The sequence below is a fragment of the Bacillus sp. 1021 genome (assembly GCF_014534735.1).
Taxonomy (GTDB): domain Bacteria; phylum Bacillota; class Bacilli; order Bacillales; family Bacillaceae; genus Bacillus; species Bacillus siamensis.
Map to the genome: position 1 here is coordinate 1 of NZ_JACVSR010000007.1, position 14,798 is coordinate 14,798.

The window sequence follows — 14,798 nt, forward strand, 5'->3', positions numbered from 1 at the left end:
ACAGCTCATCATGAGCTGTCTTTTTTGTGTTTTTCTGCATAGGTTATATAATATGAGAAAAGTAACGATATACCTTTTTGTAAAAGCAGGTTTTATGCTTGTGCAAAGTGGAAATAATAGAGATAGAGCGATACAGTTGAAAAATTTTGCGAAACACCTTATAGTAAGATTAAAGTCAAATATAGTCAAAGTCAATAAAGGAGGGGGTTGAGTGGGACATAATATTTCTGACATCATTGAACAGTACTTAAAACAAGTATTAGATCAAAATGGCAAAGAAATTTTAGAGATCAAACGCAGTGAAATTGCTGATAAATTTCAGTGTGTTCCTTCCCAAATAAATTATGTCATCAACACCAGATTCACAAGCGAAAGAGGATATATTGTTGAAAGTAAACGGGGAGGCGGCGGTTATATTCGTATTATCAAAGTTAAAATGAATAACGAAGTCATCCTCATCAATAATATTATTTCGCAGATTCATACCCACTTGTCCCAGGCAGCCTCTGATGACATTATTCTCAGACTGTTAGAGGACGGGGTTATTTCGGAAAGAGAAGCTAAAATGATGGTGAGTGTAATGGATCGTTCAGTTCTATATATTGATTTGCCTGAACGGGATGAACTAAGAGCCAGAATGATGAAGGCGATGCTCACATCTTTAAAACTAAAGTAAGCGGGTGAAAAGATTGATTTGTCAAGAGTGCAATGAGAGACCGGCCACTTTTCACTTTACGAAAGTTGTTAATGGAGAAAAGCAAGAAGTTCATATTTGTGAACAATGTGCAAAAGAAAATAGTGATTCATACGGTATAAGTGGAAACCAAGGGTTCTCGATTCATAATTTATTATCAGGGCTGCTGAATATGGAGTCTTCATTTCAAAACACGGGTTCTCAAATGTTCGGCTATTCAGAGCAAGGCACGGCCTGTAAGAAATGCGGCATGACGTTTCAACAGCTGAGAAAAACAGGGCGGTTCGGCTGTGCGGAGTGTTACGATACATTTCACAGCCAAATTACGCCGATCTTGCGAAAAGTCCACAGCGGGAATACGGTGCATGCCGGGAAAATTCCGAAACGCATAGGCGGAAACTTGCATGTAAGACGGCAAATGGAAATGTTAAAAAAGGAACTTGAATCTTTAATACACCAGGAAGAGTTTGAAAAGGCGGCGCAGGTCAGGGATCAGATCCGGTCGTTAGAGCAGAAATTAAAAGGCACAGATAGTGAGGAGGAACAAGGGTAATGTCGCTCAAGCATTTTATTCAGGACGCATTAAGCAATTGGATGAAGCAAAAGGGACCTGAAAGTGACATTGTACTCAGCAGCCGTATACGATTGGCCAGAAACTTTGAAAATATAAAGTTTCCTGCCCGGTATACGAATGAAGAAGCCTCATCCATTATTCAGCAATTCGAAGATCATTTTTCAGGGAAAGAACTGCCTGATATCGGTCAATTTCATTTAATCAGAATGAGTGAAGCTCAGCCTTTGGAAAAACGGGTGCTGATGGAAAAGCATCTGATCAGCCCGAATTTAACGGAATCACCGTTTGGCGGCTGTCTGCTTTCTGAAAATGAAGAAGTCAGCATTATGTTAAATGAAGAAGATCATATCAGAATTCAATGTCTCTTCCCCGGCTTCCAGCTTCTCAACGCCATAAAAGCGGCAAACCAGGTTGATGACTGGATTGAGGAGAAAGTGGATTACGCTTTTGGGGAGAAGAGAGGATACTTAACAAGCTGTCCTACAAATGTAGGGACGGGACTAAGGGCTTCGGTCATGATGCATTTGCCGGGTCTTGTACTAACTAGGCAATTGAATCGAATTATACCGGCAATTAACCAATTAGGTTTAGTTGTTAGAGGAATTTACGGGGAAGGCAGCGAAGCATTAGGAAATATCTTTCAAATTTCAAATCAAATCACACTTGGAAAATCAGAACAGGACATCGTCGATGATTTGAACAGTGTGGCTGCCCAGCTGATTGAGCAGGAACGCTCAGCCCGAGAAGCGCTTTATCAAACCTCGAAAATTGAATTAGAGGACCGGGTATTCAGATCTTACGGCGTTTTATCCAACTGCCGAATGATTGAATCGAAGGAAACGGCGAAATGCCTTTCTGACGTTCGACTGGGGATAGACCTGGGGATCATTAAAGGGCTATCAAGCAATATACTTAATGAACTGATGATTTTGACACAGCCCGGTTTTCTCCAGCAATATTCGGGCGGCGCATTACGGCCGAACGAAAGAGACGTGAGAAGAGCGGCTCTTATCAGGGAAAGGCTGCATTTAGAAATGAGTGCAAATAGACAGGAGGATGATTCGATATGATGTTTGGAAGATTTACAGAGCGGGCTCAAAAGGTATTGGCACTGGCACAGGAAGAAGCACTGCGCTTAGGCCATACAAATATCGGAACTGAACATATATTATTGGGGTTAGTCCGTGAAGGTGAAGGGATAGCATTTAAAGCTTTAGAAGCGCTTGGCCTCAATTCAGATAAAATGCAGAAAGAAGTGGAAAGTTTGATTGGCCGAGGGCAGGAAAGCACCACCTCTGTCCCTCATTACACGCCTAGAGCCAAAAAGGTAATAGAACTATCAATGGATGAAGCCAGAAAGCTCGGTCATTCTTATGTAGGAACAGAGCACATACTTCTTGGGCTGATTCGTGAAGGTGAGGGAGTCGCCGCGAGAGTACTGAATAATCTGGGTGTCAGTCTCAATAAGGCGAGACAGCAGGTTCTGCAGCTTCTCGGAAGCAATGAGACAGGGGCATCCGGAGCGGGAACAAATAGCAGCGCAAACACGCCGACGCTTGACAGTCTGGCGCGTGATTTAACCGCGATTGCGAGGGAAGACAGCCTTGATCCGGTTATCGGCCGAAGCAAAGAAATTCAGCGTGTTATTGAGGTATTAAGCCGCAGAACAAAGAATAATCCCGTTCTGATTGGAGAACCGGGTGTAGGTAAAACTGCGATTGCTGAAGGTCTCGCACAGCAGATCATCAACAATGAAGTGCCGGAAATTTTACGTGATAAACGCGTAATGACATTAGACATGGGAACGGTTGTAGCAGGCACGAAATACCGCGGAGAATTTGAAGACCGTCTGAAAAAAGTAATGGATGAAATACGTCAGGCCGGCAATATTATTTTATTCATTGACGAATTGCACACCCTGATCGGAGCTGGAGGAGCAGAAGGCGCGATTGACGCGTCGAATATTTTAAAACCTTCACTCGCTCGCGGAGAGCTTCAGTGCATCGGTGCGACAACGCTTGATGAATACCGCAAATATATCGAAAAAGACGCAGCACTGGAGCGCCGCTTCCAGCCGATTCAGGTGGATGAGCCGTCAGTCGATGAAAGCATTCAGATCTTAAAAGGCCTTCGTGACCGCTATGAAGCGCATCACCGCGTATCCATTACCGATGAAGCGATCGAAGCGGCGGTTAAATTGTCTGACCGTTATATTTCTGACCGCTTCCTTCCGGATAAAGCGATCGATTTAATTGACGAGGCCGGTTCAAAAGTACGTCTCCGTTCCTTCACAACGCCTCCGAACTTAAAAGAGCTTGAGCAGAAACTCGATGAAGTTCGCAAGGAAAAAGACGCTGCCGTTCAAAGCCAGGAGTTTGAAAAAGCGGCTTCTCTTCGTGATACGGAGCAGCGCTTGAGAGAACAGGTGGAAGATACGAAAAAAACGTGGAAAGAAAAACAAGGCCAGGAGAACTCCGAAGTTTCTGTAGAGGATATCGCAATGGTGGTATCCAGCTGGACCGGGGTGCCTGTATCTAAAATTGCGCAAACGGAAACAGATAAGCTTCTCAATATGGAAAGCATTCTGCACTCCCGCGTCATTGGCCAGGATGAAGCCGTTGTAGCCGTTGCGAAGGCTGTCAGACGTGCAAGAGCCGGTTTGAAGGATCCGAAACGTCCGATCGGTTCATTCATCTTCTTAGGCCCTACAGGCGTAGGGAAGACAGAGCTGGCAAGAGCGCTGGCGGAATCCATTTTCGGTGATGAAGAAGCGATGATCAGAGTGGATATGTCCGAATATATGGAGAAACATTCGACTTCGCGTCTTGTCGGTTCTCCTCCGGGATATGTCGGTTATGATGAAGGCGGCCAGCTGACGGAAAAAGTGAGAAGAAAACCTTACTCTGTCGTACTGCTTGATGAAATTGAAAAAGCGCATCCTGATGTGTTTAACATTCTCCTGCAAGTGCTTGAAGACGGACGCTTGACTGATTCAAAAGGACGCACTGTTGATTTCCGCAACACGATCCTGATTATGACGTCAAACGTCGGAGCGAGCGAGCTGAAACGCAACAAATATGTGGGCTTCAATGTGCAGGATGAATCACAAAACCATAAAGACATGAAAGACAAAGTCATGGGAGAGCTGAAGCGTGCCTTCAGACCTGAATTTATCAACCGGATTGACGAAATTATCGTCTTCCACTCCCTTGAGAAAAAACATCTTACAGACATCGTGTCGCTTATGTCTGACCAGTTAACAAAACGTCTGAAAGAACAAGATCTCTCTATAGAGCTGACGGATGCTGCAAAAGCAAAAGTAGCAGACGAGGGCGTCGATTTGGAATATGGCGCACGTCCGTTAAGAAGAGCGATTCAAAAGCATGTGGAGGACCGGTTATCAGAAGAGCTCCTCAGAGGCAATATTGATAAAGGTCAGCACATCGTTCTTGATGTTGAAGACGGCGAATTTGTCGTAAAAACAACTGCTAAAACGAACTAATATAGTGACAAACATGAGGCATACGTAAGCAAGTGTATGCCTCACTTTGTTATATAGAGAAATATTTGATAAGGAAGAGGTCTTACAGCATATATGGCTAAATCAAAAACAAAATTCATCTGCCACTCATGCGGTTATGAATCCGCAAAATGGATGGGGAAATGCCCAGGTTGCGGGGCTTGGAATACAATGGTGGAAGAAACCATCAAAAAAGCGCCGGCGAATCGGCGGGCGGCTTTCTCCCACTCCGTTCAAACCGTCCAGAAACCATCACCCATTACATCAATTGAAACATCAGAAGAACCCCGTGTTCAAACCAAGCTCGAAGAATTTAACAGAGTGCTTGGCGGCGGCGTTGTGAAGGGCTCGTTAGTATTAATCGGCGGCGACCCCGGCATCGGGAAGTCAACGCTCCTTCTTCAAGTATCCGCACAATTAGCAGACACGGCCGGCAGCGTGCTTTACATTTCCGGGGAGGAATCCGTGAAGCAAACGAAGCTGCGCGCTGACAGGCTTGGAATCAACAGCCAATTGTTACATGTTTTATCTGAAACCGATATGGAGTATATTTCGTCTGCTATACAAGAGATGAAACCCGCATTTGTTGTCGTAGACTCCATTCAGACCGTTTACCAAAGCGACATCACCTCAGCTCCCGGCAGTGTATCACAAGTAAGAGAGTGTACGGCTGAATTGATGAAAATCGCGAAAACAAACGGCATTCCGATTTTTATCGTCGGACACGTCACAAAAGAAGGATCGATCGCAGGGCCGAGATTGCTTGAGCATATGGTCGATACCGTTCTATACTTTGAAGGAGAGCGGCACCATACATTCCGTATTTTGCGGGCTGTAAAAAACCGTTTCGGCTCAACAAATGAAATGGGCATCTTTGAAATGCGGGAAGAGGGGCTTACAGAAGTGCTGAACCCTTCGGAAATTTTCTTGGAAGAGCGTTCTGCCGGGGCTTCGGGTTCGAGTATCGTTGCGTCAATGGAAGGAACGAGACCGATCCTGGTTGAAATTCAGGCGCTCATATCACCGACCAGCTTTGGAAACCCGCGCCGCATGGCTACAGGGATTGACCACAATAGGGTGTCGTTAATCATGGCTGTGCTTGAGAAGCGGGTGGGGCTATTGCTTCAGAATCAAGATGCGTATTTGAAAGTCGCCGGCGGGGTCAAACTGGATGAACCGGCGATTGATTTGGCAGTAGCCGTCAGCATTGCTTCAAGCTTCAGAGATACACCGCCGAATCCTGCAGATTGCTTTATCGGTGAAGTGGGTCTGACAGGAGAAGTCCGCAGGGTGTCAAGAATCGAACAGCGCGTAAAAGAAGCGGCGAAACTCGGCTTCAAGCGTATGGTCATACCTGAGGCGAATGCAGGCGGATGGACAATACCAAAAGGGATTGAGGTTGTCGGAGTAGCAAATGTTGCAGAAGCGCTTCGTACTTCATTAGGAGGATCATAATAGATGGAAAAAGAGAAAAAAGGGGCGAAACAAGAGCTTGACCTGTCTGCAATTCTGCAGTTCGTTGCACCGGGCACGCCGCTCAGAGCCGGGATAGAGAATGTACTGCGGGCAAATACAGGCGGCCTGATTGTTGTCGGATACAATGATAAGGTAAAGCAAGTCGTGGATGGCGGTTTTCATATTAATACATCATTTGCGCCCGCTCACCTATACGAGCTGGCCAAAATGGACGGTGCCATTATTTTAAGCGATTCCGGCCAGAAAATTCTTTATGCGAATACACAGCTTATGCCGGAAGCGACCATTTCTTCTTCAGAAACAGGAATGAGGCACCGTACGGCGGAACGGGTGGCGAAGCAGACCGGCTGTCTCGTCATCGCCATTTCTGAACGCAGAAATGTCATTACGTTATACCAGGACAGCATGAAATACACACTGAAGGACATAGGATTTATTTTAACAAAAGCAAACCAGGCCATTCAAACGCTTGAGAAGTATAAAACCATTTTAGACAAAACGATTACTGCTTTAAACGCTTTAGAGTTTGAGGAGCTCGTGACATTCAGTGACGTGCTGTCCGTTATGCACCGCTATGAAATGGTGCTCCGTATAAAAAATGAAATCAACATGTATATTAAAGAACTCGGAACGGAAGGCCACTTAATCCGTCTGCAGGTGATTGAGCTGATTACGGATATGGAAGAAGAAGCGGCTCTTTTCATCAAAGACTATGTGAAAGAAAAAATCAAAGATCCGTTCGTGCTGTTAAAAGAGCTTCAGGATATGTCCAGCTATGATCTGCTTGATGATTCCATTCTGTTTAAGCTGCTTGGATATCCCGCTTCTACCAACCTTGATGATTATGTGCTGCCGAGAGGGTACAGACTGCTGAATAAAATTCCGCGTCTGCCGATGCCGATTGTTGAAAATGTGGTTGAGGCGTTCGGATTTTTGCCAAGCATAACGGAAGCCACTGTTGAAGAGCTGGATGATGTTGAAGGCATCGGCGAGGTGCGCGCCCAAAAAATCAAAAAAGGTTTAAAACGTCTTCAAGAAAAACACTATATAGATAGACAGCTTTAAGTATCGCTTAAACCTGTCAGAATCCGGGTATATTATTGTTAGTTTTTGTTTATTCTGATATTTGTAGGCTTTGACAGCCTGCTGAAAAATGTTACTTAAAAGGAGGTGGAGGTATGTTAAAACGAATAGTTCAGGCGTTCTTCATTATTGTGGGCGGCGTTGTCGGTATCTTTTTAATACCTGAATTGTTTGTACTGTCAAATATACAGGACATACCTTTAATAACAAACGCATATACGTCTGCTGCAATTGGTGCTATTATCTTTTTTCTCATCAGTATATGGACGACAGAATATGTGATTAATTGGGTGAAATGGATTGAAGATTCTTTGCTGAGAGCTCCGGTGCCGGATCTGTTATTCGGAAGTCTCGGATTGGTTTTTGGACTTATCATCGCATATCTCATTGTAAACGTGATTCCGCTGGACAATATTCCGTACCGTATATTCAGCACCATCATCCCGGTCTTTTTGGCTTTCTTTCTCGGTTATCTGGGCTTCCAGGTCGGATTTAAGAAAAAGGATGAACTGATCGGTCTATTCTCCATTTCTGCAAGAATGCAGAAGAAAAAAGGAAGTGCCGATGAGGAGCAGGAGGAACAGGAGAAAAGGCTGAAAATCTTGGATACAAGTGTTATTATTGATGGGAGAATTGCAGATATTTGTCAGACGGGCTTTTTAGAAGGAGTCATTGTCATTCCTCAATTTGTGCTTGAGGAATTACAGCATATCGCTGATTCTTCAGATGTTTTAAAACGCAACAGAGGACGCCGCGGACTGGATATTTTGAATCGCATTCAAAAGGAACTGGATATTACGGTTGAAATTTATGAAGGCGACTTCGAAGACATTCAAGAGGTTGACAGCAAGCTTGTCAAACTTGCGAAGCTGACATCCGGTGTCGTTGTGACGAATGATTTTAATTTAAATAAAGTATGTGAGCTTCAGAAGGTTGCGGTACTGAATATTAATGACCTTGCGAACGCGGTGAAGCCGGTTGTGCTCCCGGGTGAAGAAATGAATGTGCAGGTGATTAAGGACGGGAAAGAGCATAATCAAGGTGTGGCTTACTTGGATGACGGAACAATGATCGTTGTGGAAGAAGGCCGCAATTATATAGGGAAACATATTGATGTGCTCGTAACCAGCGTGCTGCAGACAGCGGCGGGGCGAATGATTTTTGCCAAGCCTAAGCTGCTTGAGAAGGCTCTTTAAGAGGGAGTTAATGATGGAGTATGTCGTAGTCATTCCGGCTGCCGGACAAGGGAAACGGATGAAAGCCGGGAAAAATAAGCTGTTCATCGGCTTAAAGGGTGCGCCTGTTATTATACACACACTGCGGGTTTTTGAAAGCCACGCGCCTTGTCAGAAAATAATCCTGGTGATAAACGAGAGTGAACGGGAAGATTTTCACCAGCTGCTTGCCCAGTTTCCGGTTAAAGCGGAAATTGAGCTTGTCATCGGCGGAGCGGAGCGTCAGCATAGTGTATACGAAGGATTGAAAGTGATTGATGAGGAGTCCGTCGTCCTTGTTCATGACGGGGCGCGCCCGTTTGTCACGCATCAGCATATCGATAAACTCGTTGAAACAGCAGAAGAGACGGGAGCGGCTGTCCTGGCTGTTCCTGTGAAAGACACGATAAAACGGGCGGAAGGCTCCCGGGTTGCGGAGACCTTTGACCGTTCAAGCTTGTGGGCCGTTCAAACGCCGCAGGCTTTTCGTCTTTCTTTATTGAAAAAGGCGCATAGGGAAGCGGAAAACAAAGGCTTCTTAGGTACAGATGACGCCAGTCTCGTCGAGCGTCTTGATGGCTATCAGGTGAATATCGTTGAAGGCAGCTATACCAATATTAAGCTGACAACGCCGGATGATCTGATATCAGCGGAAGCAATCATGAAAGCGGAAAGTGGGAATCATAATGTTTAGAATCGGACAAGGATTTGACGTGCATCAACTAACGGAGGGCCGTCCTCTTATCATCGGCGGAATTGAAATTCCTTATGAAAAAGGGCTGCTCGGGCATTCCGATGCGGATGTATTGCTGCACACGGTTGCAGATGCGTGCCTCGGAGCGGTGGGTGAAGGAGATATCGGCAAGCATTTCCCGGATACTGATCCGGAATTCAAGGATGCGGATTCTTTTAAGCTGCTTCAGCATGTCTGGAACATTGTCAAAGAAAAAGGGTACGTACTCGGAAATATAGACTGCACGATTATTGCGCAAAAGCCGAAAATGGCGCCGCATATTGATGCGATGAGAAAACGAATAGCGGAAGGCCTTGAGGCAGACGTCTCTCAAGTAAATGTAAAAGCAACAACGACAGAAAAGCTCGGGTTTACCGGAAGAGCCGAAGGAATTGCCGCTCAGGCGACCGTTCTGATCCAAAAAGCCTGATCATTATTTTGATGCCCGGTCTATTTGGTGGTAGAATAGATACATATATTCGGCTAGAGGCTACAGACGAGATGAAAGGAAGTATTTGAACATGGGAAATGAAGTACGCGTCCGCTATGCACCGAGTCCGACCGGACATTTGCATATCGGTAACGCCAGAACGGCGCTTTTTAACTATTTATTTGCCCGCAGCCAAGGCGGAAAGTTTATTATCCGGATTGAGGATACGGACAAAAAGCGAAATATTGAAGGCGGAGAGCAAAGCCAGCTTAACTATCTGAAATGGCTCGGCATAGACTGGGATGAAAGTGTGGATGTCGGCGGAGAATACGGCCCGTACCGCCAGTCTGAACGGAATGACATTTACAAAGAGTACTATGAAGCGCTTCTTGAAAAAGGGCTTGCTTATAAATGCTTCTGTACGGAAGAAGAACTTGAGAAAGAACGTGAAGAGCAGATCGCCCGCGGTGAAATGCCGCGCTATTCAGGCAAACACAGAAACCTGACTCAGGAAGAGCAGGAGCAGTTTTTAGCCGAAGGAAGACAGCCGAGCATCCGTTTCCGCGTGCCGGAAGGGAAAATCATCACTTTTAACGATATCGTAAAAGGCGAGATTTCTTTTGAATCAGACGGTATCGGCGACTTCGTCATCGTTAAAAAAGACGGTACACCGACGTATAACTTTGCCGTCGCAATTGACGATTATCTAATGAAAATGACACACGTGCTCCGCGGTGAGGACCATATTTCAAATACACCGAAACAAATCATGATTTTCCAGGCGTTCGGCTGGGATATTCCTGAATTCGGACATATGACGCTTATCGTGAACGAAAGCCGCAAAAAATTAAGTAAACGTGATGAATCAATTATTCAGTTTATTGAGCAGTATGATGAGCTGGGTTACCTGCCTGAAGCGCTGTTTAACTTTATCGGACTTCTCGGCTGGTCTCCTGTCGGTGAAGAAGAGCTCTTCACAAGAGAACAATTTATTGAAATTTTTGATGTGAATCGTTTATCTAAGTCACCGGCTCTGTTTGATATGCATAAACTGAAATGGGTCAACAACCAATATGTCAAAGCGCTAGATCTTGATCAAGTTGTTGAACTGACCCTGCCTCACCTGCAAAAAGCAGGAAAAGTCGGCACTGAGCTTTCTGCCGAAGAGCGGGAATGGGTGCGTAAGTTAATCTCTCTTTACCATGAGCAATTGAGCTACGGTGCTGAAATTGTCGAGCTGACTGATTTGTTCTTTAAGGATGAGATCGAGTATAATCAAGAGGCAAAAGCCGTTCTGGCGGAAGAACAGGTGCCTGAAGTGCTCAGCGCATTTGCTGCGAAGCTTGAAGAGCTTGAAGAATTCACGCCAGAGCAGATCAAAGCCTCAATTAAAGCCGTTCAGAAAGAAACTGGCCATAAAGGCAAAAAGCTGTTCATGCCGATTCGTGTAGCGGTTACCGGCCAGACGCACGGTCCGGAGCTTCCGCAGGCTATTGAGCTGATCGGCAGAGAAACAGCCGTAAAACGCCTGAAAAGCATTTAAATATACGATTGTTGACAGGGAAGAGTATAAAACAATGACCATTACAGAAAGAATCTTCATCGGCTGAGAGAGATTCATGCGTTATGTTTTAGAAGTGCGCCCTTAAGACCTTTGAAGAACATTTCTGCGGAAATCAGTATTTAAAGGCGGCCGCCGCCGTTACCGGCTTTAAAGTTGGGAAAACAGCGTCTTGTTTTTCAAACAGAGTGGAACCGCGCGGTAAAAGCGTCTCTGTCATGTTTACATGCAGAGGCGCTTTTTTTATAGGCGGAAAAACAGACTGGAGCGGGGAGAGAATGGGGGGAAGCATGTGTTTTTTAAAATGCTAAAAGAAGACATAGATACAGTGTTCGATCAAGATCCGGCAGCAAGAAGCTATTTTGAAGTTGTTTTAACTTATTCTGGTTTACATGCTATATGGGCGCATCGGATTGCACATGCTTTATATAAACGGAGATTTTTCTTCCTTGCGCGCCTGATATCACAGATTGCCCGTTTCTTTACCGGAATCGAAATCCATCCCGGCGCGACCATCGGGAGAAGGTTTTTCATTGATCACGGTATGGGGGTCGTCATAGGGGAAACATGTGAAATCGGCAATAACGTGACGGTATTCCAAGGTGTCACTCTCGGGGGAACGGGAAAAGAAAAGGGAAAGCGGCATCCGACCATTAAAGATGATGCTTTAATTGCAACGGGGGCGAAGGTGCTCGGCTCTATAACAGTCGGGCAAGGCTCTAAAGTAGGGGCCGGCTCCGTTGTGCTGCGTGATGTTCCCGACTTTTCAACCGTTGTCGGCATACCTGGAAAAGTCGTCATTCAGAACGGAAGAAAGATCAAACGCGATCTCAATCACCAAGACTTGCCCGATCCGGTTGCTGACCGGTTAAGAGCATTGGAGCAGCAGATTTTTGAGCTGCAGGCTGAACTGGAAGATAAAAAAGAAAGGATCAACCAAAAATGACCATTACACTTTATAATACATTGACACGGAAAAAGGAAACATTCGTTCCTCTTGAGGAAGGAAAAGTAAAAATGTACGTGTGCGGACCCACTGTATACAACTATATTCATATCGGAAACGCCCGTCCGGCGATTGTGTATGATACCGTACGCAACTATTTGGAGTATAAGGGATACGATGTTCAATACGTATCGAATTTCACAGATGTTGATGACAAATTGATTAAGGCGGCTAATGAGCTCGGCGAGGACGTTCCGACCGTTTCTGAGCGGTTTATTAAAGCTTATTTTGAAGATGTGGGCGCCCTCGGATGCCGGAAAGCGGATCTTCACCCTCGAGTCATGGAGAACATGGACGCCATTATTGAATTTGTCAGCGAGCTGATTAAAAAAGGCTACGCTTATGAATCGGAAGGCGACGTCTATTTCAAAACAAGAGCCTTCGAAGGCTACGGCAAGCTTTCACAGCAATCAATTGATGAACTCAGATCGGGCGCTCGTATCCGTGTCGGTGAGAAGAAAGAGGATGCGCTGGACTTTGCTCTTTGGAAAGCCGCAAAAGACGGAGAAATTTCATGGGATAGCCCTTGGGGAAAAGGCCGCCCGGGCTGGCACATTGAATGCTCTGCAATGGTGAAAAAATATTTGGGTGACGAAATCGATATTCATGCCGGCGGTCAGGACCTGACATTCCCGCACCATGAGAACGAAATCGCCCAATCTGAAGCATTAACAGGCAAGACATTCGCAAAATACTGGCTTCACAACGGTTACATCAATATAGATAATGAAAAAATGTCAAAATCGCTCGGCAACTTTGTTTTGGTGCACGATATCATTAAGCAGTATGACCCGCAGCTTTTGAGATTTTTCATGCTGTCCGTTCATTACCGCCACCCGATCAACTATTCGGAAGAGCTGCTTGAGAAAACAAAAAACGCGTTTAACCGCCTGAAGACGGCCTACAGCAATTTAAACCATCGTTTGATTAGCAGCACGAATCTGACTGACAATGATGATGAATGGCTCGCTAAAATCGAAGAGCACCGCGCTGCATTTGAAGAAGCGATGGATGATGATTTTAATACGGCGAATGCGATTTCCGTTTGGTTTGATTTGGCGAAGCTTGCCAACTACTACATGCAGGAGGACAATACGGCGGATCACGTCATTAAAGCCTTCATCAGCATGTTTGACCGAATCGGATCCGTTCTCGGACTTACGCTCGGCGAAGAAGAGCTTGTCGATGAAGAGATAGAAGAATTGATCGAGAAGAGAAATGAAGCCCGCCGTAATCGCGATTTTGCTTTGTCAGACCAAATTCGCGATCAGCTGAAAAGCATGAATATCATTCTTGAAGATACGGCTCAGGGAACTCGCTGGAAGCGGGGAGAGTAAGCGGATGCTTCAATTTGAACAAATCAAAGATTCAAAGCAGTTAAACGGTCTTGCGCTCGCTTATATGGGTGATGCCATTTTTGAAATATATGTCCGGCATCACCTGCTTAAGCAGGGCCATACGAAACCGAATGACCTTCATAAGAAGGCAAGCCGGATCGTATCGGCAAAATCACAGGCAGACATTCTGTTCCGCCTTCAGGAAGAATCCTTTTTCACGGAGGAAGAGGAAGCCGTGGTGAGAAGGGGAAGAAACGCGAAATCAGGGACGACGCCTAAAAACACAGATGTACAGACGTACCGCCATAGTACAGCTTTTGAGGCTTTGCTCGGATATCTTTTTCTTGAGAAAAGAGAAGAAAGACTGAATCAGCTGATTACAGAAGCTATACAAGTCGGGACGTCAGGGAGGAAAACAAATGAGTCAGCAACATGATTACGTCATAGGAAAAAACGCGGTAATTGAGACGTTAAAGTCGGATCGCAAACTCTATAAGTTATGGATGGCGGAAAACACAGTAAAAGGACAGGCGCAGCAAGTTATGGAACTTGCTAAAAAGCGCGGCGTCACCATTCAATTTGTGCCGAGAAAAAAACTCGATCAGATGGTGGAGGGGCAGCATCAGGGAGTTGTCGCTCAGGTGGCGGCATATGAATATGCACAATTAGACGAATTATATAAAAGAGCGGAACAGAGAAACGAACAGCCTTTCTTTCTCATATTGGACGAGCTGGAAGACCCTCATAATCTCGGTTCCATCATGAGAACGGCTGACGCTGTCGGCGCGCACGGCATCGTGATTCCGAAACGCAGAGCGGTCGGACTGACTTCGACGGTCGCAAAAGCATCGACCGGTGCCATTGAACATATTCCCGTCGTGAAGGTGACCAATCTTGCCCGGACACTTGATGAAATGAAGGAGCGGGGCATTTGGGTCGTGGGAACGGATGCATCCGCCCGGGAAGACTACCGCTCTATGGACGGCAACATGCCTTTGGCGCTCGTTATCGGAAGCGAAGGCAAAGGAATGGGCCGTCTTGTGAAAGAGAAATGTGATTTTCTCATTAAACTTCCGATGGCCGGAAAAGTCACGTCTCTGAATGCATCGGTAGCGGCCGGCCTTCTGATGTATGAAGTCTATCGGAAACGCAATCCTTTAGGGGAATAAA

15 protein-coding genes and 1 other annotated feature are annotated in these 14,798 nt (G+C 45.6%); all 15 genes read left to right on the plus strand.

Annotation, left to right across the window (positions count from 1 at the left end):
• Positions 1-211: hypothetical protein (locus ICW23_RS19055; protein WP_316936491.1), on the plus strand; the 211-nt coding region annotated here is incomplete at its 5' end.
• Positions 212-676, plus strand: a complete 465-nt coding sequence (ctsR, locus tag ICW23_RS17845; RefSeq protein WP_188154891.1) for a transcriptional regulator CtsR — start codon at positions 212-214, stop codon at positions 674-676.
• Positions 677-689: 13 nt separating this feature from the next.
• Positions 690-1,247, plus strand: a complete 558-nt coding sequence (gene mcsA / locus ICW23_RS17850) for a protein-arginine kinase activator protein McsA (protein ID WP_016935918.1) — start codon at positions 690-692, stop codon at positions 1,245-1,247.
• Positions 1,247-2,338 carry a protein-arginine kinase McsB gene (gene mcsB / locus ICW23_RS17855; RefSeq protein WP_016935917.1) on the plus strand — a complete coding sequence of 364 codons (1,092 nt, stop codon included), beginning with the start codon at positions 1,247-1,249 and terminating at the stop codon, positions 2,336-2,338. The genes mcsA and mcsB overlap by 1 nt, the downstream gene beginning before the upstream one ends.
• On the plus strand, positions 2,335-4,770 hold the full coding sequence (gene clpC, locus ICW23_RS17860) for an ATP-dependent protease ATP-binding subunit ClpC (protein ID WP_016935916.1): 2,436 nt from the start codon (positions 2,335-2,337) through the stop codon (positions 4,768-4,770). Before mcsB ends, clpC begins: the two co-directional genes overlap by 4 nt.
• Positions 4,771-4,863: 93 nt before the next feature.
• Positions 4,864-6,243 carry a DNA repair protein RadA gene (radA, locus tag ICW23_RS17865; RefSeq protein WP_016935915.1) on the plus strand — a complete coding sequence of 460 codons (1,380 nt, stop codon included), beginning with the start codon at positions 4,864-4,866 and terminating at the stop codon, positions 6,241-6,243.
• A 3-nt stretch (positions 6,244-6,246) separates the two neighbouring features.
• Positions 6,247-7,329 (plus strand): DNA integrity scanning diadenylate cyclase DisA, encoded by a 1,083-nt coding sequence (gene disA / locus ICW23_RS17870; protein ID WP_003156401.1) that lies wholly within the window; start codon positions 6,247-6,249, stop codon positions 7,327-7,329.
• 113 nt (positions 7,330-7,442) lie between these two features.
• Positions 7,443-8,543: a PIN/TRAM domain-containing protein gene (locus ICW23_RS17875; RefSeq protein WP_016935914.1), complete on the plus strand. Its 1,101-nt coding sequence runs from the start codon at positions 7,443-7,445 to the stop codon at positions 8,541-8,543.
• Between the two features lie 13 nt (positions 8,544-8,556).
• Positions 8,557-9,255, plus strand: a complete 699-nt coding sequence (gene ispD, locus ICW23_RS17880; RefSeq protein WP_188154892.1) for a 2-C-methyl-D-erythritol 4-phosphate cytidylyltransferase — start codon at positions 8,557-8,559, stop codon at positions 9,253-9,255.
• Positions 9,248-9,724, plus strand: a complete 477-nt coding sequence (ispF, locus tag ICW23_RS17885; RefSeq protein WP_016935912.1) for a 2-C-methyl-D-erythritol 2,4-cyclodiphosphate synthase — start codon at positions 9,248-9,250, stop codon at positions 9,722-9,724. The genes ispD and ispF overlap by 8 nt, the downstream gene beginning before the upstream one ends.
• A 91-nt stretch (positions 9,725-9,815) precedes the next feature.
• Entirely contained in the window at positions 9,816-11,267 is a 1,452-nt protein-coding gene (gene gltX / locus ICW23_RS17890) for a glutamate--tRNA ligase (protein WP_049627779.1), read from the plus strand.
• A gap of 2 nt (positions 11,268-11,269) precedes the next feature.
• Positions 11,270-11,503: a binding site (T-box leader), on the plus strand.
• Between the two features lie 74 nt (positions 11,504-11,577).
• A complete protein-coding gene (cysE, locus tag ICW23_RS17895) occupies positions 11,578-12,231 on the plus strand; it encodes a serine O-acetyltransferase (protein ID WP_007410393.1) in 654 nt (217 codons plus the stop codon).
• Positions 12,228-13,628, plus strand: a complete 1,401-nt coding sequence (gene cysS / locus ICW23_RS17900; RefSeq protein WP_016935910.1) for a cysteine--tRNA ligase — start codon at positions 12,228-12,230, stop codon at positions 13,626-13,628. Before cysE ends, cysS begins: the two co-directional genes overlap by 4 nt.
• A gap of 4 nt (positions 13,629-13,632) precedes the next feature.
• Positions 13,633-14,064: a Mini-ribonuclease 3 gene (locus ICW23_RS17905; protein ID WP_016935909.1), complete on the plus strand. Its 432-nt coding sequence runs from the start codon at positions 13,633-13,635 to the stop codon at positions 14,062-14,064.
• The gene (rlmB, locus tag ICW23_RS17910) at positions 14,048-14,797 is read left to right on the plus strand and encodes a 23S rRNA (guanosine(2251)-2'-O)-methyltransferase RlmB (protein WP_016935908.1); all 750 of its coding nucleotides are present in this window, start codon (positions 14,048-14,050) and stop codon (positions 14,795-14,797) included. The genes ICW23_RS17905 and rlmB overlap by 17 nt, the downstream gene beginning before the upstream one ends.
• The last annotated feature ends 1 nt before the right edge of the window (position 14,798 follow it).